Origin of the sequence: Streptomyces sp. NBC_00335 (genome assembly GCF_036127095.1) — a bacterium.
GTDB lineage: Bacteria > Actinomycetota > Actinomycetes > Streptomycetales > Streptomycetaceae > Streptomyces.
On record NZ_CP108006.1, the window covers coordinates 942,601 to 962,943 of the forward strand.

Consider the following 20,343-nt stretch of genomic DNA (forward strand, 5'->3'; position numbering starts at 1 on the left):
GTCCCATGGCCGCCCCTCGGCGCATTCGTCGCACTGCGGAGGCGGATCCACGGGTATCCACGGGTATCCACGGGTATCCACGGGTGACGTCGTCCCGCGTCCTGTTCTGCCCGTTCACCTCCCAGTCGTTGGTGCCGGGTACCGGCCTGCTGACGAGCTGATCCGGTGCGGGACCGGTGGATTCGAAGCCGCCGCCCGTCAGCACGCTGCCGGCCGGGCAGGACACCTTTGAGGTCCCCGGCACCGAGCCCAGGTCGATTCCGATGAGCGCGCCTTCGGGACTGTCGATGGTCGCGGAGACGGAGTGGGTGGCGAGGTCGATGACGGATACCCCGTGCGCGCCGTTGGGGTGGCTGACGTACAGCCGGGCTCCGGTGGGGGAAACCGCCGTTTCCGCGGGTTCGTGTGACCGCCCGACCCCCTTGGCGCACCGGCTCGGGGGCCGGCCCGTACCGTCCCCTCACCCGAGGCTGGGGCATTGGGCCGCTCGTGGTCATCGTCTGATGGTCCTGGCTTATGCCCTGTTCTTCCTCGCCTACGCCGTCATCCTGGACCTCTGACCAGCCCGGATGCCCCGTACGCCATCACCGGCCGGTCCCCCCTGCGGTCGACACCCCCACCCCCGCGGGGGACCATGGAGTGACTGCGGCGCGTCGACGCGCGGGCAGGCACAGTGCCCGATCGTGCGCGTCAGGACCCCTGACGAGGAGTAGCACCATGCACCGACGCCCGCACATCACCGCCGCTCTGATCGCACTGGGGATCTCTGCATTCGCCGCGGCGCCGACGGCGACCGCACTTCCCGCTGCGGCGCCCGCCGCCACCTGCACCGTGTCCGCCGCGGACCCGGCGGGGCGGGTCAGCCTCTCGGGCGAGGGGTTCGCGCAGGGCCAGGCCCTGTTGTCCTCGCCGGGTGCGGCGCCGACGACTTTCAACGTTCCCGACGGCGGGGCCTTCACGATCGGGAGCAAGCCCGACGACAGGTACGCGGTGACGCAGGCAGGGAGCACCACGCCGTGCACCGGCGGTGCCAAGCCCTCCACCACGCCGGGCACCACCTACAAGGCCGGGCTGACCGCGGGCTGGGACGCCGTGGCCGACAACTGCGACGCCAGGCCCCCAGCCTCGGCGAACAAGGCGTTCTCGGACGGCTGGACCAAGGGTGCGGCCGTGGCGAAGGAGACCTTCTGCAAGTGAGGGCGCGCCGCAATTCGGTGTTCTGGACGGCCCCGCCGCACGATCATGGAAGGGTCACCGCCACTCGATCGGCTTCAGCTGATTGCGGCGCCACCAGTCGGCAAGGGGGCCCTGGTGTTCGAAGACCCGGGCCTGCCGGATTCGTGGTGGGAGGCGCTGACCTCTTCGCTGGACGCCCTTGCCGCACGGCAGGCGCCACGGATCGCGACACCGGACACCGTGACGATCACACAACCGTGACGATCACACAGGGGAAGGTGACCGCGACCCTCGGGGAGGTCTTCCCCAGCATCACCGATACGCGGATCGAGCGATGGGTACCGGCTCATGCGGATCTGACCTGGGCCAACGTGATGGGACCAGATTTCTCGATCATCGACTGGGAGGACTGGGGTACGGCTCCACGGGGATTGGAAGCCGCAACGCTGTGGGGCAACGCGCTTGCCGTCCCGGCGCTCGCGGACCGCGTCCAGCAGGAACGGCGTGCGGACTTGGAGAGCCGGGACGGGAAGCCGATGTCGCTCTTCTTCCTGTCGAAGATCGTCGGGCTCCACGCATGCAACGAGGATCCGCTGCTGGTGCCGGCCCGAAAGGAGACCGATCGGCTGATGGCCGAGCTTCAGTTCCGACGGTGTGGGTCGAGGGCGCGGAGCCAGCGCTTCGGAGGCCTCAGCTGCACAGATGCCGGACCCTCCGTCCTCCGCCTCAGCCCTAAGGCCTCTCCCCGCTACTGAACATCGAGGAGTGGCAGCCGCAGCACGCCGTCGGAGCCGACACCTCGGCGTTGGTCCCGACGGAAGGTCCACAAAGACGAGCGGCTACTTCTAGGCCCCTACCTGAAGGGTGCCGGCGCCGATGGCGCCTCGGAGGACGTGGGCGATCTCCTCGGGCTTGAGGTCGATGCCGTCGAGGCCCTCCACGGTCAGCGGGACTTCCTCCAGGGCATACGCGCCGCGTCCCTCGGCCCTGAACTCCGGCCCGGTGCGGTCCTCGAAGGACCACGTCGCGATGCGGGCGAGGTAGAAGAGCTGGCGCTCACCGTCGGACTCCATCGTGTGGAGGAGCCGGATGATGTCGGCCTTCCCTGCGATCTCCTCGTGGATCTCCCGGTGGAGGGCAGCCTCGCGAGACCCGTCGCCGTGCTCGACGCCCCCGCCGGGGAGCACCCAGTACTCAGGGATGTCGGGCTTGGTACGGCGGATGACCAGCATCGTGTCGTCAGCGGTGACGAGGACGGCGCGGACTCGTTCCTTCATTTCGGTCTGTCTCCTTGCTTGTTGGTGGTCTCAGTGGAGCAGCCGGCCGCCATCGACGTGGACGGCGTTCGATCATGCCGGGGGTCAGGGCGTGGCAGGTGCGGTAGTGGGCGGTGAGGTTCACGTCGAGGCAGTAGCTCCAGGCGGCTTCGTCGGTGTCCTGCCAGGGGACGCGAGGGTGAGAGCCTGCGTTGTTCACCAGGATGCCGATGGGCCCGATCTCGGCGCGGACGAGATCGGCCATGCTCTGGACGGCGTCGGTATCGGTCAGGTCGGCGTTCACTGCGATGCCGGGGCTGCCGTCGCGCTCGAAGGCGGCGTGGAGGGCGTGGGCGTCGGGGACTTGGCCAAGGTGGTTCACCGCGACGGTCGCTCCGGCTGTCGCGAGCGTGCGCCCGATCTCGGCGCCGATGTCGGTGACCCCGCCCGTGACAAGGGCGGTGCGGCCTTGGAGCGGTCGGGCTTGGAGAGGGGGCTCAAGCAGGGGCAGTCTCGTGGCCACGCACTACGGCCCGTACAACACCATCTGCGGAATCGGCATCACGGTCGGCAACCTCCTGACAGGCGTGGCACCGGACTTCGCGCACGATGCCGGAGTGCCGACACTGCCATGGGTGGCGCTGGGGTTGCTCGGCCTGGCCTGCGCAGTCGCGCTCTACGTCCTGCACCGGACGGGCCGTCTGTCACCCGCCCAGATCGGGGGAGGACGTCAGACCGTCGCCGCCTGACCGGAGCGAGGATGCACCGCTGTTTCCCTCCGTCAGTTCTTGTCGAGCAGCTGGCCAAGCCGTTCGGACCTCTCCGCCCCTGCGGCGGCCCCCCTCCACCGCCGACCCGTTGGCACCGGGCTTGCCCCGCATCAGCGTCAGGTTGGCCAGGGCGCCGGCGGCCCAGCACTGGGTGCCCGCCAACTACGGGCAGAACCACGACCGGCTCCGGTCCCTGAAGCGCCGCTACGACCCCGGAAACCTAGTTCCGCCTGAACCACAACATCACATCGTGATGCACGACGCCTGGGGCTACGCCGCCCAGGCTAATCCCTTAGAAGGCGGCTTAGAGCGAAGGTTCGGATACACCAGCCTCCTTGTTCCAGGCCGCCGCACACACCCTCTCGACCAGTATGGGTACGGTCATGAGTGCGTGCTCCTTCTTCTTTCACCGTCGTGTTCGCCACAGCCTTGCCGCGAGCCGGAGGGAGAAGTTCACTGACCACCGACCTGAGTGCCGCCTGCCCGCGGCGTGGGAGCTCGGTGCAAGGCGAGCTGGCTCCCCTTGCCGTACGTCTGCGCGCTCTCTTCGTCCCCTGGATCACCCCGAACGGCACTCGGGATCCACGGCCGTTCGTCGGCTCTCGAAGCGTTCAGACAGGTGCGCCCTCTGGCGAAGCCCTCCTGGCCAACACGGTGGTGCGCCGCGGTCGGCCTCGGCGTCGCCGCCTGCAGCTGTCCGACACTTCGGCAGTCGCGAGGCCATTGGAGCCCACGCGCCTCGACGCCACTTCGCCATCGAGCAGGGCAGCCGGAGGGGGACCCCGCGCGGGCCGCTGACGCAGGCCGGGGCCATGCCCGTGCGGCGGTTGTGCCCGGCCCGTCCGCAACCCACTACTCGTGTGGGCGGGTCGGCCCACAGCCCCGCGAGCAATCCAATGAACCAGGAGCCGACGTGCCCACTCAACGCATCGACGTGCTGCACCCTGCCGACATGAGCCCGACAGACCTGCAGTTGTGGAGCGCGCTGCGGGCCAGGACGGCGCCCGTCGCCAATCCCTTCATGAGCCCTGAGTTCTGCCAGAGGGTCGGCCGTGTCCGGCCGGGCGCCAGGGTGGCGGTCGTGCGCCAAGACGGCGAGCCCGCCGGCTTCTTCCCCTTCGAGCGGGGCCGGTGGGGCCGCGGCCGTGCGATCGGCCTGGGCGTTTCCGACTGCCAAGGCGCCGTCCTGCACCCCGACGTGCACGTGGATCCGCACCAACTCCTGCGCGCCAGCTCCCTGAGCGTCTGGGAGTTCAACCATCTCGAAAGCGGCCAGGACCTGTTCCTGCCGTTCGCCACAGGGCGATTCGCCTCCCCCGTCATCGATCTCAGCGGCGGCTACACCCACTACGAGAACCTGCTCCGATCACGCTCCCGCACGTTCCTGAAGTCGACCCTGGCACAGGACCGCCGGCTGGGACGCCGGGTCGGGCCGCTGAGGTTCGTGTTCGACGAACGAGATCCGGCGGCCTTGCGGACGCTGATGGAATGGAAATCCGCCCAGTACCGCCGTACAGGCCGGCGCGACCGATTCGCCCAGAATTGGATCAACAACCTGGTGAGCAACCTGGCCAGCACGGACACACCCGACTGTTCGGGCCTGCTATCGGTGCTCTACGCAGGCGACAGGCCTGTCGCCGCGCACTTCGGGCTGCGCTCACGCACCGTGCTGTCGTACTGGTTCCCCGCCTACGACCGGGGTTTCGCCCAGTTCTCCCCCGGTCTCGTTCTCCATCTCCGCATGATCGAGGCGGCTGCTGCCGCCGGCATCGAAATGCTCGACCTCGGCAGGGGGGATGCCGCCTACAAGGATTCCCTCAAAACAGGAGAGCTGACGGTTCATGAAGGCGCTCTTCTGCGGCGCAGTCCCGGTGCGGCTCTCCACTGGTTCAGCCGCGAACCTGCACGTGCTGTCCGCCGCTTCGTGCGAGAGCGGCCCCAGCTCCGGACCGCAGCCGTACACATCCTGGAAGCAGTCGGCAAGACGCGTGACCGCCGCCCTTGAGATGGAGCCACCCGTCGTCGAGTTCCATGAGCCACGTCCTGGCCGCAAGTCGCGGCGACGGCGTCAACACCGCGCATTGTCGACTGTCCACAGCGTCCCGCCCCGGCCTGCGGGACGGGCCGCAAGCCGACCTCAGCCTCGGGCGAGAGCTCACGCAGAACCGTCCATGACAGCCGGAAGGTCCCAGACCTGGCGCCCCCCCTTGGCGTCGCCCTGCTGGACGACACCCCTGAGCTTCCAAGTCAAGAATCTCACTACTCGCCAGTAGCGTCAGCAAAGGGTCAGCATTCGTCCGACCAGGCCTCGCCACACCTTGCCCTACGCGGGGCGCACCCCAAGATCAAAAACGCTGCCGGGAGACCCTAATGACGTCCACCGGGCCACGGAAACCGGAACGAAGCGAAAGTCTCCACCCTGATCCACTCCCGACAGCAGCGGCGCAGCTCAACGCACTCTCCCCCTGGGCTTCAGACGAGTTGGAGGCAGTTCCGGAGCCGGAATCGGAGCGCCGTCGTAGCCCTTGACCTCGCCGTAGCGGGTGCCGTTCATCCAGTCTTCGCGGAAGCCCGCGATGTCCTCCTGGGACCGTCCGATCCAGTTCCAGAACATCACGATCTCCTCCTCGAACGGCTCTCCGCCCAGCAGCATCAGGCCCGCGTCCGAGACCGCGCGCAAGGGAAGGTCCGTGCGGCCGCAGCCGAGGTAGAGCATGGCGCCCGGGAGGAGCGGGACGCCGTCGACGTGGGCTTCGCCCGACATGGACAGGACCGCGTACTCGAAGTCCGGGTTCAGCGGGAGGCGGGTTTCCGTGCCCGACGCCAGGGTCAGGTCCGCGCCGACGATCGGGCTGTACGCGGTTCCGGGTGAGGTCGCCGTGTCCAGGGTGCCCAGGATGACCGTCGCCGTCAGGCCCGGGGCGGTGACCTGCGGGAGGTCGGCGTGGTGCTGGAAGTGCGGGTCCACGTCGCGGTGGGCGTCCGGGAGGGCCACCCACAGCTGCGCGCCGTGCAGGAGGCGGGCGTGCGGGCGCGGGCTCTCCTCGGAGTGGCTGATGCCCCGGCCGGAGGTCATCAGGCCGAGCTCGCGCGGGCGGATCGTCGCCAGGCTGCCGACGCTGTCGCGGTGCAGCACCTCGCCCTCGTGGAGCCAGCTGACCGTCTGGAGGCCCGAGTGGGGGTGCGGGGCCACCGCCATGCCGGGCTCGTCGGCGATGTCGTCGGGGCCGTAGTGGTCGACGAAGCACCAGGCGCCGACCATGCGGCGGCCCAGGTTCGGCAGGAGTCGGCGGACCTCGGTGGACTCGCCGAGTTTGACGGTGCGCGGGCTCAGGAGCTCGCGCACGGGCTCGGCGACGACGAACCCGCGGCCGCCGCAGGTGGAGAGAGCGGGCTGGCGATCGAGATTGCTCATACCGCACAACTTAGTCCCGGCGCCGCCGCCGAGGTCAGGGGAATGTGCGTACGGATCCACGTGTTGAGCAGCCCGACGGAACGACGATCAGGGCAGCAGAGAGGGCCTTCCTCGGTACAGGACCGTACGGAGGAAGGCGAGGAAGGGATCCGATGGACGTGAGCAGCGCGAGGGACGTGACGGGCGCGATCGACGCGCAGCAGGGCTACCTGGAGCACGGGACCACCGCCGAGCGCTGGGACCGCGGCCGGCTCTTCTTCGAGGCGAAGGAGTACGCGAACGCCGCCCGTGTCCTGCACGGCGTGGCGGCCGAGGCCCCCGAGCTGCTGGCTCCGCGGCTGCTGCTGGCCCGCGCCTACTACCACTCCGCGCAGCTTTCCAAGGCCGAGGGCGAGCTCCGCGGCGTTCTGGACCGCTGGCCCGTGGAGGACTACGCGCAGCTGATGCTCGGGCGGACGCTGGAGCGCCAGGGCCGGGCCGCCGAGGCGGCTGCGTACCTGCGGATCGCCGCCGCGATGGCCGGGGATTTCCCGGAGTAGGGGTGGCGGAGCCGCCCCGGGGCGGGGCCTCGGCGGGGGGCGTGTAACGCGCCGCCCACTCTCCCGGCCCCGCCCGTGCGGGACCGGGGGTGTCCCTCGGTTAGCCTGGGGTCAATATGAACCGTCTGACCACGCCCTTCGGCTCCTACGAGCTCGCCCGCTTCCCCGAGGACCCGCGCGACCGGCTCTTCGCATGGGACGCCGCCGACGAGTACCTGCTCCGCCACCTCGAATCCGGTACGGGTGAACGCGGCCCGGTGGATCTGGCCGGCGCCGGGCAGATCACGGTGATCGGTGACCGCTGGGGGGCGCTGACGACGGCGCTGGCCGCGCACCACCCCACCCAGATCACCGACTCCAGCCTGACCCGCTCCGCCACCGCCGCCAATCTGGACCGCAACGGCATCGGGACCGCCAAGAGCACCGTGACGCTGCTCACGACGCAGGACGCGGTGCCCGAGCGGATCGACGTGCTCCTGGTGCGGGTGCCCAAGAGCCTGGCGCTGCTGGAGGACCAGCTCTACCGCGTGGCCCCGCACGTGCACGCGGGCACCGTGGTCGTCGGCACCGGCATGGTGAAGGAGATCCACACCTCCACCCTGCGGCTCTTCGAGAAGATCCTCGGTCCGACGAAGACCTCGCTGGCCGAGAAGAAGGCCCGGCTGATCTTCTGCACGCCCGGGAACCCCGGAGCCGCGCATCCCCGGACCGACGGTCCGTGGCCGGTGACCTACACCGTCGACCAGGACGCCGGGTCGGGCTCCGGGCTGACCGTGGTCAACCACGCCGGGATCTTCTGCGCGGACCGCCTCGACGTCGGCACCCGCTTCTTCCTCCAGAGCATTCCGACCAACACCGACGGCGCCCGCGTCGTCGACCTGGGCTGCGGCAACGGCATCGTCGGCACGGCTGTCGCGGTGGCCGACCCGGAGGCCGAGGTCGTCTTCACGGACGAGTCGTACCAGGCGGTGGCCTCGGCCGAGGCCACGTACCGTGCCAACATCCAAGGACGCCTGGACCGCGCCGAGTTCATCGTCGGAGACGGCGTCTCGATGCTGCCGCCCGGTTCGGTGGACCTGGTGCTCTGCAATCCGCCCTTCCACTCCCACCAGGCGACGACCGACGCGACGGCGCTGCGGATGTTCGCGCAGTCGCGCAAGGCGCTGCGGCCGGGTGGCGAGCTGTGGGTGGTGGCCAACCGTCACATGGGGTACCACACCCACCTGCGCCGCCTCTTCGGCAACAGCGAAGTCGCCGCGAGCGAGCCGAAGTTCGTGGTCCTGCGGGCGGTCAAGCGGCGCGAGCAGCCCCGCGGCGCGTGACCTGTCGCCTTCGCGCGAGGAGGCCCGCCGGTCCCGGAACACTCCGGGGCCGGCGGGCCTTCTCGCTCAAGGGCCGAGGGCCTCAGCGGTGGGCGGGGAACTCCACCACCTGCTGATAGGTGGGCCGGTTCTGCCAGTTGATCTGCGGGTGGGCCAGGCCGCCCACCGGGCGCTGCACGATCGCGTCCGCGCACCACTGGTTGCCCGCGGCGCAGGTTCCGTCCGCCGGATACACGGCGGCGGGGGTGGCGGCCGCCGCCTGCTTGAGCGTCGCCGTCATGGCGTCGCGGCATCCGGAGAGCGAGCCGCCCCCGCAGTACGTCCGGGCCAGCGGTCCGGACACCGGGCGGCCGAGCACCGTACGCAGGTCCTTGTCCACGTAGCTCCACCAGCCGTACTGGAAGGCCGAGCCGGCGTGTGAACCGGTCGGCCCGTGGCCCGCGTTGGGCGCCTCGTCGATGGTGAGCGAGGCGCGCAAGGCGTCGTAGAGCGGCGCCCCGAGGCCGGGCTTGAACTCGGCCTCCACGAGCAGCGGCCACCAGGCGTCCATGATCCGTACGGCGTCCGCGTGCGCGTACGTCTTCGAACCGCGTGCGGTCTCCTTGCGCTCGGTGCCCGCGGCCTGCCAGGCGGCGAGCTTGTCGATCGCGGCCCCGACGGCCGGATCGGTGACGGGCGCGCTGCGGAGCACGGCCAGCAGCTCGGGCAGCAGGTTCTCGGCGCGCAGGTCGGTGACGGCCGCGTCGGCCATGGCCTGGGTGAGCTTGGCCCGGGTCACCCCGCCGGCCGCGACGAGCGGTTTGACGCGCTGGTCGAGGAGGTCCCCGCGGTGCACGGAGCCCATCCCGAAGCCGGCCGCACCGTACCCCTTGGCCTGCTTGTTGTTCCAACTGATGTAGTAGTCCTGGCCGATGGACTGCGGGTGCTCTGACGGCGGGGTGTAGGCCGCGGTGTTGGCGGCCGGGTCGAAGTCCTGCCATTCGTAACCCTGCTTGCCCTGGATGGGCAGCGCCGCGTCGACTCCGGCCGGACGCACCGGGTTCGACCCGCTGTTGTAGTAGGCCGCTTCGCGCGAGTCGGCGTAGAACCAGTTGAAGGCGTAGCCGATGTGCCGGGCCGCCTCCTGGAAGGTGCGGGCGTCCTTCACGTAGGAGGGGTCGTTGAACATCTGGAAGCCGATGATCGAGTCGGCCTCGTGGCGGTACGTGGAGCGCAGCGCGGTGTAGGCCACGGGCTTGCCCGCGATGGTCGCGCGGTGCGTGACGATGCCGTAGTTCGTGCGCCAGACCCGCATCCGGTAGGAGCCGCCCGGGGTGGGGTCGGCGACGGAGGACTTCCAGGTGTTGGTGTGTTCCAGCTTCTCCATGGGCGTGCAGGTGCCGCGGTAGAGGTACGAGGTGCTCGCCCTGGTGGGGGCGCCGCCGCCGGACTCGCACAGTTCGACGGCGAAGGTGTCGGTGATGTCCTGGCCGGCCGAGGTGGCGCTCCAGGCGTAGTCCTGGCCGCGTCCGAGCTGTACGTACATGCTGACGCCCGCGAAGGAGGCGCCGCGCGCGCTGATGCCCGGGCCCTGGAGCTCCTGGAGCATGAGGAGTTGGGGCGCGAGATAGCCGGTCTGCGGGCCGAAGACGGCGACCGGGTGGCCGCTCGCGGTCTTCGCGCCGGAGACGAGCAGGGCGTTGGACATGCTCTGCTTCAACGGCTTGGGCGGGGTGGCCGCGGCCGCCGTCGCGGCCGAGCCCGTACGGTCGTACACCAGCTGCTCGGCGGTGACCGAGCCGGCGTCGGGCAGCGCCGCGCCCTGCGGGTCGGCGGGCTTCTGCGTGTAGGGGAAGCTCGTCCCGTCGTGGACGGTGAGCACGGCTTCGGGGTCCTCGCGCTGGCGGAAGGACTCCCAGACCCGGGTCCCCTCCTCCAGGCCGTACGTCTGCTGCGCGGACAGCAGGGAGAGCGCGGCCTGGACTTCGCCGCCTCCGCCGCCGCCGAACAGGCCGCCCACGACGGAGGCGAGGGCGATCAGGTCGGTGAGCTTGAAGGGCTGGATCTCCCCGGCGTTGGTGATCGAGTTGATGTGCCCGGTCAGCACGTACTCGCCGGGGAAGTAGCGGCCGTTCTTGGACTGCACGCGGTAGGCGTTGATGCCGTCGATGTACGCCTGGGCGTCCTCCATCGCGAGCCGCCCGCGCTCGCCCTCCCCGGTCCGGATCCGGTCAACCTGGGCCTGGAGGTCCGCCTCGGTGTACGGGGCCTGCGGCCAGAACTGCTGCTCCAGGCCCTGGTTGGCGAGGGCGCCGCCCGCGAAGGGGGTGAGGTCGCCCCGGCCGACGTGCCGGAAGAGGTCCATCTGCCAGAGCCGGTCCTGGGCTGCCGCGTAACCGGCGCCGAAGGACGTCCCGTAGCGGGTGGTGCCCTTGATGTGGGGGACGCCGCTCTTCTTGTCCCGGGTGATGGTGACGTCGGAACGCGGGCTGCTGGTGGACTCGACCTGGTCGGCCGGGACGCCGAAGGAGGCGTCGTTGAAGAACTCGTTGACCTTGGCGTCGGTGAGGCCGGGATAGCCGGCCACCAGGGAGTCGTAGCGCGCCAGTTGGTCGGAGGTGTGGGCGGGCAGCGTGCCGAATGCCTTGTGGGCGAGGATCTGGGCGAGGGTGGCGTTGCCGCTCTGGCCGGGCGGCAGGATGTCCGCGCACTGCCCTGCGCAGTAGTCGGCGTAGTCGGCAATGCCTGCGGGGGCGATGGCGATCGGGAGCGGCGCGGGAGCGCCGGCCGCCGGGGCGGCCGGTGTCAGAAGGGCCGCTCCGAGGGCGATGAGTGCGGTGGCGACGGCAGTTCTCATGCGCGTGGTGGGGCGTCGCATACGTGCTCCTCCGTGGGGGGCAGGAACCGGTCACGGGGAGGGTACTGGCAGGTGCTACCACTCAGTAAGATGAACGACCGTCACTTTTTGTCCGTACGGGGCCTCGCACCCCGGACATCCCGCGCCGGACCTCGCACGACGGACCTCGCGCGTGGGAAAACCCGTTGCCCCGGACCGACCCGCCGGGCGAAGCTCCACGGCATGTCACAAAGCACCGCAGAGACCAGCACGCGCACCCGACGCGGCGTCACCGACCTCTTCGCCGCCGACGGCCGCCTGACGGCGATCCCGCGCAAGGCCGCCCGCCGCGAGCAGTTGCTCGCCCACCTCACCGAGACCCTCTTCGCGGCGGACCGCGCGTACACCGAGCCGGAGGTGAACGGCCTGCTGCTCACCGTCCACGAGGACTGCGCGGCACTGCGGCGGTACCTGGTCATCGCCGGGCACCTCACCCGCACCCGCGACGGCTCCGGCTACCGGCGGGCCACGACCACCCTGTAGTGGGTCGTCAGCCGGCCGTCCTCGCCGATCACGTGGAAGGCCACGGCCGGCGGCTCGTCCGCGTGGATGTACTCGTTTTCCCCGGACGCCGCCTCCCACGGGAGCCGCGTCGTGGACACCACGCCCGGCGCCACGAGTAGCGGCCGCCCCGCGAAGGTGGTCGCCGCGCCGGTGTGGGTGTGCCCGCACAGGAACGCCGTCAGGTGCGGGTGCCGCTCGGCCAGCGCCGCCAGCCGCTCCTCGCCGAACTGCCGGATGCCGTCCACGTAAGGGATGTGCAGCGGGACGGGCGGGTGGTGGAAGGCGACCAGTACGGGCACCTCGCGCGGGGTGTCGGTGAGCACCCCGTCCAGCCAGGCGATCGTCGAGTCCTCCAGGTACCCGCGGTGTTCACCGGGCACGGACGAATCGCACACCGCGAGGACGAAGCCGTCACCGCGCAGCACTTGGTCGACCGGGGCCGCGGTCGGGCGCTCCTCCCCCAGCAGACCGCGCCGGAAGGCGGCGCGGTCGTCGTGGTTCCCGGGGCAGACGACCAGCGGATGGCGGGAACCGAGGGCCTTGCGCGCCTCCTCGTACTCCTCCGGGCGTGCGTGATCGGCGATGTCCCCGCTCACCAGCACCGCGTCCAGCTCGTACGGGAGCCCCTCCAGGTACTCCATGACGACGCGGGTCCGCTCGGCGGCCCGCTCCCCGCCGTCGAGGTGGACGTCACTGAGGTGGGCTATCACGATCACGGGCGATGGCTCCTTCGGTTCGGAAGCTGGGATTGTATGCCCGCGGGGCCGCGGTCCGGCCTGGAGTCGGACGGCGATCCGCCGATCCGGCGATCCGGCGATCCGGCGATCCGGCGATCCGGCGACTCGGCAACTCGGCTTCAAGTCCCCCACCCGGAAGCCGCGGTGAGGAAGCACTCGCGGACGAACGACTCAGCTGCTGCCGCTCCGGCGCGCCCCACCGCACCGGCCCGCCCCCCGACGTAGCGTGGGCCGCGGCCGATTGCCCACAGCCCCATCACCCTGAAGCGAAGGTGACCGCGCATGAGGCGGGAACAGGGAAGCAGCCGGGACGTGATCGTGATCGGTGCGGGCGCCGCCGGTCTCGCCTGCACCGCGGACCTGCTGGCCGGAGGCCTGCGCGTCAGCCTGGTGGAAGCCTCGGACGCGGTCGGCGGGCGCATGCGCACCGACCGCTCCTCCGGCTTCGTCACCGACCGTGGTTTCCAGGTGCTCAACACCGCGTACCCGCAAGTCAAACGCCGCCTCGCACTCCGCCCCCTGCGCCTCAGGCCGTTCACGCCGGGCGTGCTCGTCCACACCGGCGGCGGCAACCTGCTGCGCTTCACGGACCCCACCCGGCGGCCGCGCGAGAGCCGCGATCTGCTGCCGGGCCGGCTGGCCACGGCCCGTGACCTCGCCGCGCTCGGATTGCTCACCGCGCAGGACGCGCTCCTGCCGCCGCGCCTCCTGCGCGCGCGGCCCGATCGGACGACCCTCACCGCGCTCGCCGAGGCCGGGCTCTCCGCCGATCTGGTCGAGACCTTCTTCAGGCCGTTCCTGTCCGGGGTGTTCCTCGAAGACGGCTTGGAGACCTCGTCCCGGTTCTTCCACCTGGTCTGGCGCAGCATGGTGCGCGGCACCCTGTGCCTGCCCGCCGACGGCATCGGAGCGGTCCCCGCCCAGCTCGCCGACCGCCTTCCGCCCGGTGTTCTCAGCACCGAAACCCCGATCGCCCGGCTGACCGGCGACGGGGTGGCCCTGGCGGACGGTTCCGAACGCCGTGCCCGAGCCGTCGTCGTCGCCACCAACGCGGCAGCGGCGGTCCGGCTGCTGCCCGGGCTGAGCGTGCCCGGCGGCCGTACGGTCACCACCCTGTACCACGCCGCCGATCGCTCGCCGCTTCGGGAGCCCACCCTCGTGATCGACACGAAGCGCCGGTTCCTCAACACCTGCGTGCTCAGCGAGGTGCACCCCGGCTACGCCCCCGACGGCCGCGCACTCGTTGCCACCTCCGTCCTCGGGGCACCGGATCCCACGGAGGAGGCAGTGGTCCGGGCCGCGCTCGCCGAAGCGTACGGAGCCGACACGGACACCTGGCAGCTGGTGAACCGGCAAACGGTGCGCGACGCGCTTCCCGCCATGCCCCCGCCCCTTGCGCTGATCCGGACGACCAGGTTCGGCCCGCACCGGTACGTCTGCGGTGACCACAGGGCGACCGGCTCGCTCCAGGGCGCCCTGGCTTCCGGGTCCAAGGCCGCCCGCGAAGTCCTGGCGGACTTCGACCGATGAACCCGCCGGAATGCTTCTATACGCTGGCCCGGTGGCCAATACGGATGTGCGAAAGTCCAGCGGAGGTGTCCCCGAAGGGAACGGCGAGGTGGGCCTCCATGCGTTCGCCGTACAATTGAGGCGGCTGAACGGGGAGATCAACCGCCTGGTCCACGGATTCGCGCACGCCCAAGGGCTCCACCCCACGGACGTCCAGGCCCTGTCCGTCATCCTCGACAGCGCCGCACCCCTCACTCCCGGCCGTCTGCGCGAGCACCTCGGACTCACCTCGGGCGCCGTCACGGCCTGCCTCGACAGGCTGGAGCGCGCCGGCCACATCACCCGCTCCAGGGAGAGCGAGGACCGCCGCGTCATCCACATCCGCTACGCCGAACAGGGCAGGGCCGCGGCCCGCTCCTCCTTCACCCCGCTGGCCGAGGCCACCGACAGCGCCCGTCACCGGTTCAGCGAGGAGGAACTCGCGATCGCCCTGAGGTTCCTCGCCGCCATGAACGAGGAACTCGGCGACCTGCGGGCTCCGGGACGCTGATTTCCCGGCCGGCCCGCATCCGTACCGGCCCTTCCGGGGGAAGACGGGGGGTACGAGCGAGCGGCGGCCCTCCGGGACGTCCTCCAAAGATCGATCGCCTAATCTATTTCAGTCATTGAGATTGTTAACTGTTGAGATAGATCCACAGGAGCACCATGTCCGCCTCACCACGGTCCACCCGGTGGCTGATCCCCGTCGTCCTGCTCGTCGCCTGGCTGCTCGTGGGGGGCGGACTGGGCCCGTACGCGGGCAAGCTCGGCGAGGTGGCCACCAACGATCAGACGGCCTTCCTGCCCCGCAGCGCGGAATCCACCCGGGTCGTCGAGGCGCAGAAGGCCTTCCGCCAGGACGAGAGCCTGCCCGCGATCGTGGTGTGGACCGCGAAGACTCCGGGCGGACAGCTGGGCCCCCGGCAACAGGAAGACGCCACACGGGCCCTGGCCGGGCTCGGCGACGCGGGGCGCGGCGACGCCGGTCTCGTGGCCGGCCCCTCCTCCCCCGCCATCCTCTCCGCCGACGGTCAGGCGCTCCAAGGCGTCGTACAGCTCCGGCCCGACCTCGGCGAGGAGCTGCCCCGCGCGCTGGAGGAGATCGCGGCGGCCGCGGCGACGGTCCCCGGGACCGTCGCGCAGGTGGCCGGCCCCGCGGCGACCCAGGCCGATCTCTCCGACGCCTTCGCCGGGATCGACGGACTCCTGCTGGGCGTCGCGCTCGCAGCCGTCCTGCTGATCCTCCTGCTGGTCTACCGCAGCCTGCTGCTGCCCGTGGTGATCATCATCGGGGCCGTGTTCTCCCTGGGACTGGCCTGCGCGATCGTCTACGTCCTCGCCGACCGCGGGATCGTCCGCGTCGACGGGCAGGTGCAGGGCATCCTCTCGATCCTCGTGATCGGCGCGGCCACCGACTACGCGCTGCTGCTCACGGCTCGCTTCCGCGAGGAGCTCCAGGCCCGCTCGGACCGGTTCGCCGCCGTACGGGCGGCCCTGCGCCGGTCGGTCGGCCCCATCACGGCGAGCGCGGGCACCGTCGCCCTCGGCCTGCTCGCCCTGCTGCTGAGCGACCTCACCAACAACCGTGCCCTCGGTCCCGTGGGAGCGATCGGCATCGTGTGCGCGGTGTTGAGCACCCTCACCTTCCTGCCGGCCGCCCTCGTCCTGCTCGGCCGCGCCGCCTACTGGCCGGCCAAGATCGGCCACACCGCCGCCGACGAGGGCACCGGAACCGGCACCGGCCACGGAATCTGGAAGACCGTGGCTGCCCTCGTGGACCGTGCTCCGCGCAAGGTCTGGGCCCTCAGCCTCGTCGCCCTCCTGGCCTGCGCCGCCTTCGCACCCACGCTCAACGCCAAGGGCGTGCCGCTGGACGAGATCTTCGTGAACGACGCCCCGTCGGTGGCCGCCCAGCAGACCCTGAGCGAGCACTTCCCCGGAGGATCGGGCAATCCGGCCATCGTGATCGCGGACGCCGGCCGGATCGACCAGGTCACGCGGGCGGCCGAGGGTACCGAAGGCGTCGCCTCCGTCACCCCCCTCACCGCACCGGGACCGGCGGGCGGCCCCCCGCTCGTGGCGGACGGGAAGGTCCGCCTCAACGCCACGCTCGAAGCGCCCTCGGACAGCAGGTCGGCGCAGCAGACCGTCGTCCGACTGCGTGAGGCGGTGCACGCCGTACCGGACGCGGACGCGATCGTCGGCGGCTACAGCGCGCAGCAGTACGACACCCAGCGCACCGCCGAGAACGACCGCACCCTCATCATCCCGGTCGTCCTCGTGATCATCCTGATCATCCTCGCGGGGCTGCTGCGCTCGGTGCTGATGCCCCTGCTCCTCGTCGCCACCGTCGCCCTCAGCTTCGTCGCGACCCTGGGCATCTCCGCGATCGTGTTCCAGCAGCTCCTGGGGTTCAGCGGCACCGACTCCTCCGTCCCGCTGTACGGCTTCGTCTTCCTGGTGGCTCTCGGGGTCGACTACAACATCTTCCTGATGACCCGGGTCCGCGAGGAATCCCTTCGGCACGGCACGCGCCAGGGCGTACTGAGGGGGCTGGTGGCCACCGGTGGCGTGATCACCTCCGCGGGTGTCGTCCTCGCCGCCACGTTCGCCGCGCTCGGTGTCATCCCGCTGGCGTTCATGCTCCAGATCGCCTTCATCGTGGCCTTCGGCGTGCTCCTCGACACGCTCGTCGTCCGGTCCCTCCTGGTGCCGGCGCTCGTCCGCGACATCGGCCCGGCCGCGTGGTGGCCCGGAGCGCTCAGCCGCACCACCGACAAGGACGATCAGCACTGACCCCACCGGCGGTCACGGCCCCCGGCGCTCCCCCGGAGCGGCCCGGAGCCGCCCGGACCCGCCCGGACCCGCCCGGACCCGCCCGGACCCGCCCGGACCCGCCCGGACCCGCCCGGAGCATTGAACCGTGCTCCGGGCGGGCAGGACACCACCATGGACAAGTCCTCTGCCGGAGACCGGAACCTCCGGGCGCGGCTCGGCTCGACGCTGTTCAGCCGGGTGGCGGGACCATCCGGCCCCGCCAACCGCGCACGGATCCACACGGCACCCGGACCCCGGTGGTTCGGCCCCGACCGCCCCATCCGTACGGTCCACGGCGACGCCTCGATGTTCATCGGAGGCCTCAGCGCCCTCCTGCTCCAGTCCCTGCACCCGCTCGCCATGGCCGCCGTGGCGGCGCACTCCGGCTTCCGCGGCGACCCGTGGGACAGGCTCCAGCGCACCAGCACCTTCCTGGCCGTCACCACCTACGGCACGGCTCAGGACGCACAGCTCGCCGTCGACAGGGTCCGGGCGGTCCACGAGCGGGTGCGGGGCACCACGGCGGCGGGCGAGCCCTACTGCGCGGCCGATCCCCACCTGCTGGGCTGGGTGCACGCCGCGGAGGTCGACAGCTTCCTCCGTGCGCACGAGCGCTTCGGAGCACACCCGTTGAACGCGGCCGGATACGACGCCTACGTCGCCGACACGGCGCGCGTGGCAACGGCGCTCGGCGTGGTGGCCCCACCACGCGACCGGGCATCACTGCTGGCCCTTCTGGCTCAGTACCGGACGGAGCTGCGGGCCACGCCCGAAGCCCTCGACGCGGCGCGCTTCCTCCTGCGCCATCCGCCGGTGCCCCGGCCGGCCCGGGCCCCGTACGCCCTCCTCGCCGCGAACGCGATCGCCCTGCTGCCCCCGTGGGCCCCGGCCCTGCTCGGCCTGCGCCCCGCGACCGGCCCGGCGGGGACCTGCGTATCCGTGTCAGGGCACGCCCTGACCCGGACGATCCGGTGGGCGATGGCCCCACCGCCCCGACAGCCGCACTGAGCCCTCGCGCACGGGCCGGTTCGCCGAGCGGGTACCTGCACACCGGCGACGGCGGTGGCTCCCTCCTGCACCCCTCCTGCGGGACCGGCCCGCCGACCTGCCGGCCCGAGGCCCCGGAACCGGAAGGGCTTCGCCCGCCCGCCCCGGGGGTAAGGGACGCGGACACCGGTGCGACGGGGGCCGCGGCGCGGAAGACGGGGTGACGGGGTGGGGGAACGGGCAGGGGCGCGGGTACGGGCAAGGGTGCGGGTACGGGCAGGGGCGCGGACGTCAGCGGGGCCGCGGGGCGCGGGATGACGGCGCAGGGCCCGGCCCCCGCCCCGGCCAGGGGCATGGTGACCCGAGTGCGCGCGGCCCTGGCCGGGGTCGGCGGTGCACTGGGGATCCTGATCGGGATCTACGCCGACGAGGCCCGCGCCGTACTCGCCTGGGCCGGGGCGCACGCCGTAGCGCCGGCCGGTGCAGCTCTCCTCGCCGCGTGCGCCGGTTTCGGCCTCGGACGGTGGAGCGGCGGCAGGGCGGGTTCGGCCGGCCGGGACGCGGGGCCGGTGGTGGTCGAGGGTTCCTTCGAGATCAGCGCCGACGACTTCGACGTGGACCTGCCGGCGGACCACATGGTCTTCGGCCGCCGGCTGCGCTACCTGGAGCGGGCCACGGCTTCGCGCGACCTGGTGGTCCTGCTGCACGGTCTGGGCACGGACGCCTCGGAGTTCCGCCCGTACATGGTCTCGGCCCGGCCGCACACCGTCGCGCTGACGGCCTTCGGTCACCATCCGGAGGAGGCGCGGGACGCGCGCTACCGGCCGATCGGCCTGGCCACGCACACCGAGTTGATCGCGGGCGCCATCAGGGCGCTCGCCCGGCGCCACCCGGGCAAGCGGCTCGTGCTCGTGGGGTTCTCGTACGGGGCCGACACGGTCCTGCGCCTGGCCGAGCAGTGGGCGGAGCGGCCGGAGCAACGGCCCGCGCTGGCCGGGGTGTTGTTGTTGGATCCGAACATGAACCGCTCCACACTCCCCGTCACCCGGGCCCTGGCCGGGTTGGACCTGTCCGATCCGGCGGCGGCGCTGCGCGGAATCGTGGCGGGGACCCTGGACCTGGACGACTTCGCGAACTTCTGCGATTACCTGCACCGGATCGCCGGGAAGGACCTGGCGCAGGTGTGCCGGCACGCCGGCGAGGTGTGGGAGGACGCGGAGGAGGTGGGGTCCTACGAGCGGTTCGTACGCCGGTGCGAGCGGCTGCGGTCGGTGTGCGGGGGGCCGGTGCGGATCCATTTCTCCACGCGCTTCGAGACGCACTTCAACGATCTGGTCGCACATGCGCGGCGGCGTGGCGTGCGGGGGGTGTTCGACCTGCGGCGGACCGATCACTTCGCGCTGTGCGCGGAGCCCGCGCTGCGGCCGCAGGTGGAGGCCCTGGTGGCGGGCGCTCCGGCCCCCGCTCCCGAGGGGTGAGCGCGGAGTGGGCCGGGCGGGGTACTCGTCCGCGGCGTCGTCCTCCCCGGGACCTGCGCAGACGCTACTCATAGAGGCATGAGCAACGAGAATGCACCCCCCGATGCCCTGAAGGCGAAGCACCGTGCGATGTGGGCGCTGGGTGACTACCCCTCCGTCGCCTCGAACGTGGTCAACGAGCTGGGTGGCGAGCTGGTCCGGGCCTGCGGCATCGAGCAGGGTGACCGCGTCCTCGACGTCGCGGCGGGCTCCGGCAACGCGTCCATCCCCGCGGCCCTCCTCGGCGCCGAGGTCATCGCCTCCGACCTCACGCCCGAGCTCCTGGAGGCCGGCCGCCGACTCGCGGAGACCCGCGGCGCCCGGCTGGACTGGCGGGAAGCGGACGCGGAAGCCCTGCCCTTCGCGGACGGCGAGTTCGACACGGTGATGTCCTGCGTCGGCGTCATGTTCGCCCCGCACCACCAGGAGACGGCCGACGAACTGGTCCGGGTCTGCCGGCCGGGCGGCACCATCGGGCTGATCAACTGGACCCCCGAAGGGTTCATCGGGCAGATGTTCGCGACGATGCGTCCCTACGCTCCACCGCCGCCGCCCGGTGTCCAGCCGCCGCCCCTGTGGGGCGACCCGGAACACGTGCGCACCCTGCTCGGGGACCGGGTGATCGACTTCGACGCCCGCCGGCAGACGCTGCGCGTGGACCGGTTCGCGCGGCCGGAGGAGTTCCGCGAGTACTTCAAGGCCTCCTACGGGCCGACCATCGCCACGTACCGCTTCGTGTCCGAGGACCCCGAGCGGGTGTCCGCCCTCGACGCGGCCCTCGACGACCTGGTCGCGCGGCACCTCGTCGACGGAGCCATGGACTGGGAGTACCTGCTGGTCACGGCCCGACGGGCCTGAAGTCCGCGCCGTCGGGTCCTCA

The 20,343-nt window shown here is 71.5% G+C and carries 19 protein-coding genes and 1 pseudogene; 15 read left to right on the top strand and 5 right to left on the bottom strand.

Annotation, left to right across the window (positions count from 1 at the left end):
• The first annotated feature begins 717 nt into the window (after window positions 1-717).
• From OHA37_RS04365 to OHA37_RS04375, 3 genes are all read left to right on the top strand, one after another.
• Window positions 718-1,197 carry a hypothetical protein gene (locus tag OHA37_RS04365; RefSeq protein ID WP_266902627.1) on the top strand — a complete coding sequence of 160 codons (480 nt, stop codon included), beginning with the start codon at window positions 718-720 and terminating at the stop codon, window positions 1,195-1,197.
• A 114-nt stretch (window positions 1,198-1,311) separates the two neighbouring features.
• Window positions 1,312-1,437: a hypothetical protein gene (locus OHA37_RS04370; protein WP_266902629.1), complete on the top strand. Its 126-nt coding sequence runs from the start codon at window positions 1,312-1,314 to the stop codon at window positions 1,435-1,437.
• Complete coding sequence (locus tag OHA37_RS04375) at window positions 1,434-1,931, top strand: hypothetical protein (protein WP_266902631.1); 498 nt, start codon at window positions 1,434-1,436, stop codon at window positions 1,929-1,931. Before OHA37_RS04370 ends, OHA37_RS04375 begins: the two co-directional genes overlap by 4 nt.
• Window positions 1,932-2,021: 90 nt before the next feature.
• Here the strand turns inward: OHA37_RS04375 and OHA37_RS04380 are convergent, their stop codons facing one another.
• Entirely contained in the window at window positions 2,022-2,453 is a 432-nt protein-coding gene (locus OHA37_RS04380; protein WP_266902633.1) for an NUDIX hydrolase, read from the bottom strand.
• A complete protein-coding gene (locus OHA37_RS04385; RefSeq protein WP_266902635.1) occupies window positions 2,416-2,955 on the bottom strand; it encodes an SDR family NAD(P)-dependent oxidoreductase in 540 nt (179 codons plus the stop codon). Before OHA37_RS04385 ends, OHA37_RS04380 begins: the two co-directional genes overlap by 38 nt.
• Between OHA37_RS04385 and OHA37_RS04390 the strand changes: the two are divergent.
• The 3 genes and pseudogenes from OHA37_RS04390 to OHA37_RS04400 all read left to right on the top strand — a co-directional run.
• A pseudogene (locus tag OHA37_RS04390) lies at window positions 2,942-3,181 on the top strand (hypothetical protein); the annotation flags it as partial. The gene OHA37_RS04385 and the pseudogene OHA37_RS04390 sit on opposite strands and share 14 nt — an antisense overlap.
• 172 nt (window positions 3,182-3,353) lie before the next feature.
• Complete coding sequence (locus tag OHA37_RS04395; RefSeq protein ID WP_266902637.1) at window positions 3,354-3,662, top strand: BBE domain-containing protein; 309 nt, start codon at window positions 3,354-3,356, stop codon at window positions 3,660-3,662.
• A 453-nt stretch (window positions 3,663-4,115) separates the two neighbouring features.
• Entirely contained in the window at window positions 4,116-5,207 is a 1,092-nt protein-coding gene (locus OHA37_RS04400; RefSeq protein ID WP_443046110.1) for a GNAT family N-acetyltransferase, read from the top strand.
• A 444-nt stretch (window positions 5,208-5,651) separates the two neighbouring features.
• Here the strand turns inward: OHA37_RS04400 and OHA37_RS04405 are convergent, their stop codons facing one another.
• On the bottom strand, window positions 5,652-6,617 hold the full coding sequence (locus OHA37_RS04405; protein ID WP_266902639.1) for a pirin family protein: 966 nt from the start codon (window positions 6,615-6,617) through the stop codon (window positions 5,652-5,654).
• A gap of 158 nt (window positions 6,618-6,775) precedes the next feature.
• Between OHA37_RS04405 and OHA37_RS04410 the strand changes: the two genes are divergently transcribed.
• Together OHA37_RS04410 and OHA37_RS04415 are read left to right on the top strand one after the other, a co-directional pair.
• On the top strand, window positions 6,776-7,156 hold the full coding sequence (locus OHA37_RS04410; RefSeq protein WP_266902641.1) for a tetratricopeptide repeat protein: 381 nt from the start codon (window positions 6,776-6,778) through the stop codon (window positions 7,154-7,156).
• A gap of 116 nt (window positions 7,157-7,272) precedes the next feature.
• Complete coding sequence (locus OHA37_RS04415) at window positions 7,273-8,478, top strand: methyltransferase (protein WP_266902643.1); 1,206 nt, start codon at window positions 7,273-7,275, stop codon at window positions 8,476-8,478.
• A gap of 82 nt (window positions 8,479-8,560) precedes the next feature.
• Here the strand turns inward: OHA37_RS04415 and OHA37_RS04420 are convergent, their stop codons facing one another.
• A complete protein-coding gene (locus tag OHA37_RS04420) occupies window positions 8,561-11,335 on the bottom strand; it encodes a penicillin acylase family protein (protein ID WP_266902645.1) in 2,775 nt (924 codons plus the stop codon).
• A 201-nt stretch (window positions 11,336-11,536) separates the two neighbouring features.
• Between OHA37_RS04420 and OHA37_RS04425 the strand changes: the two genes are divergently transcribed.
• Window positions 11,537-11,836 carry a DUF2087 domain-containing protein gene (locus OHA37_RS04425; RefSeq protein ID WP_266902647.1) on the top strand — a complete coding sequence of 100 codons (300 nt, stop codon included), beginning with the start codon at window positions 11,537-11,539 and terminating at the stop codon, window positions 11,834-11,836.
• Here the strand turns inward: OHA37_RS04425 and OHA37_RS04430 are convergent.
• On the bottom strand, window positions 11,809-12,573 hold the full coding sequence (locus tag OHA37_RS04430) for a phosphodiesterase (protein ID WP_266902649.1): 765 nt from the start codon (window positions 12,571-12,573) through the stop codon (window positions 11,809-11,811). The genes OHA37_RS04425 and OHA37_RS04430 overlap by 28 nt on opposite strands.
• Window positions 12,574-12,876: 303 nt before the next feature.
• Here OHA37_RS04430 and OHA37_RS04435 point away from each other — a divergent pair, with 303 nt between their 5' ends.
• The 6 genes from OHA37_RS04435 to OHA37_RS04460 all read left to right on the top strand — a co-directional run bounded on the left by OHA37_RS04435 (window position 12,877) and on the right by OHA37_RS04460 (window position 20,321).
• Window positions 12,877-14,124 (top strand): NAD(P)/FAD-dependent oxidoreductase, encoded by a 1,248-nt coding sequence (locus OHA37_RS04435; protein WP_266902651.1) that lies wholly within the window; start codon window positions 12,877-12,879, stop codon window positions 14,122-14,124.
• 88 nt (window positions 14,125-14,212) lie between these two features.
• Window positions 14,213-14,653, top strand: a complete 441-nt coding sequence (locus OHA37_RS04440) for a MarR family winged helix-turn-helix transcriptional regulator (protein ID WP_266902653.1) — start codon at window positions 14,213-14,215, stop codon at window positions 14,651-14,653.
• Between the two features lie 155 nt (window positions 14,654-14,808).
• The gene (locus OHA37_RS04445; protein WP_266902655.1) at window positions 14,809-16,938 is read left to right on the top strand and encodes an MMPL family transporter; all 2,130 of its coding nucleotides are present in this window, start codon (window positions 14,809-14,811) and stop codon (window positions 16,936-16,938) included.
• Window positions 16,939-17,091: 153 nt separating this feature from the next.
• Window positions 17,092-17,967 carry an oxygenase MpaB family protein gene (locus OHA37_RS04450; protein WP_266902657.1) on the top strand — a complete coding sequence of 292 codons (876 nt, stop codon included), beginning with the start codon at window positions 17,092-17,094 and terminating at the stop codon, window positions 17,965-17,967.
• A gap of 293 nt (window positions 17,968-18,260) precedes the next feature.
• Window positions 18,261-19,424 carry an alpha/beta fold hydrolase gene (locus tag OHA37_RS04455; protein ID WP_328693084.1) on the top strand — a complete coding sequence of 388 codons (1,164 nt, stop codon included), beginning with the start codon at window positions 18,261-18,263 and terminating at the stop codon, window positions 19,422-19,424.
• Between the two features lie 78 nt (window positions 19,425-19,502).
• Window positions 19,503-20,321 carry a class I SAM-dependent methyltransferase gene (locus OHA37_RS04460; RefSeq protein ID WP_266902661.1) on the top strand — a complete coding sequence of 273 codons (819 nt, stop codon included), beginning with the start codon at window positions 19,503-19,505 and terminating at the stop codon, window positions 20,319-20,321.
• Window positions 20,322-20,343 lie beyond the last annotated feature (22 nt).

Excerpts from the sequence above, each read along its gene's own strand:
- OHA37_RS04365 (WP_266902627.1), top strand. The coding sequence starts at position 718 with ATGCACCGACGCCCGCACATCACCGCCGCTCTGATCGCACTGGGGATC.
- OHA37_RS04380 (WP_266902633.1), bottom strand. The coding sequence starts at position 2,453 with ATGAAGGAACGAGTCCGCGCCGTCCTCGTCACCGCTGACGACACGATG.
- OHA37_RS04405 (WP_266902639.1), bottom strand. The coding sequence starts at position 6,617 with ATGAGCAATCTCGATCGCCAGCCCGCTCTCTCCACCTGCGGCGGCCGC.
- OHA37_RS04415 (WP_266902643.1), top strand. The coding sequence starts at position 7,273 with ATGAACCGTCTGACCACGCCCTTCGGCTCCTACGAGCTCGCCCGCTTC.
- OHA37_RS04420 (WP_266902645.1), bottom strand. The coding sequence starts at position 11,335 with ATGCGACGCCCCACCACGCGCATGAGAACTGCCGTCGCCACCGCACTC.
- OHA37_RS04425 (WP_266902647.1), top strand. The coding sequence starts at position 11,537 with ATGTCACAAAGCACCGCAGAGACCAGCACGCGCACCCGACGCGGCGTC.
- OHA37_RS04435 (WP_266902651.1), top strand. The coding sequence starts at position 12,877 with ATGAGGCGGGAACAGGGAAGCAGCCGGGACGTGATCGTGATCGGTGCG.
- OHA37_RS04445 (WP_266902655.1), top strand. The coding sequence starts at position 14,809 with ATGTCCGCCTCACCACGGTCCACCCGGTGGCTGATCCCCGTCGTCCTG.
- OHA37_RS04450 (WP_266902657.1), top strand. The coding sequence starts at position 17,092 with ATGGACAAGTCCTCTGCCGGAGACCGGAACCTCCGGGCGCGGCTCGGC.
- OHA37_RS04455 (WP_328693084.1), top strand. The coding sequence starts at position 18,261 with ATGACGGCGCAGGGCCCGGCCCCCGCCCCGGCCAGGGGCATGGTGACC.
- OHA37_RS04460 (WP_266902661.1), top strand. The coding sequence starts at position 19,503 with ATGAGCAACGAGAATGCACCCCCCGATGCCCTGAAGGCGAAGCACCGT.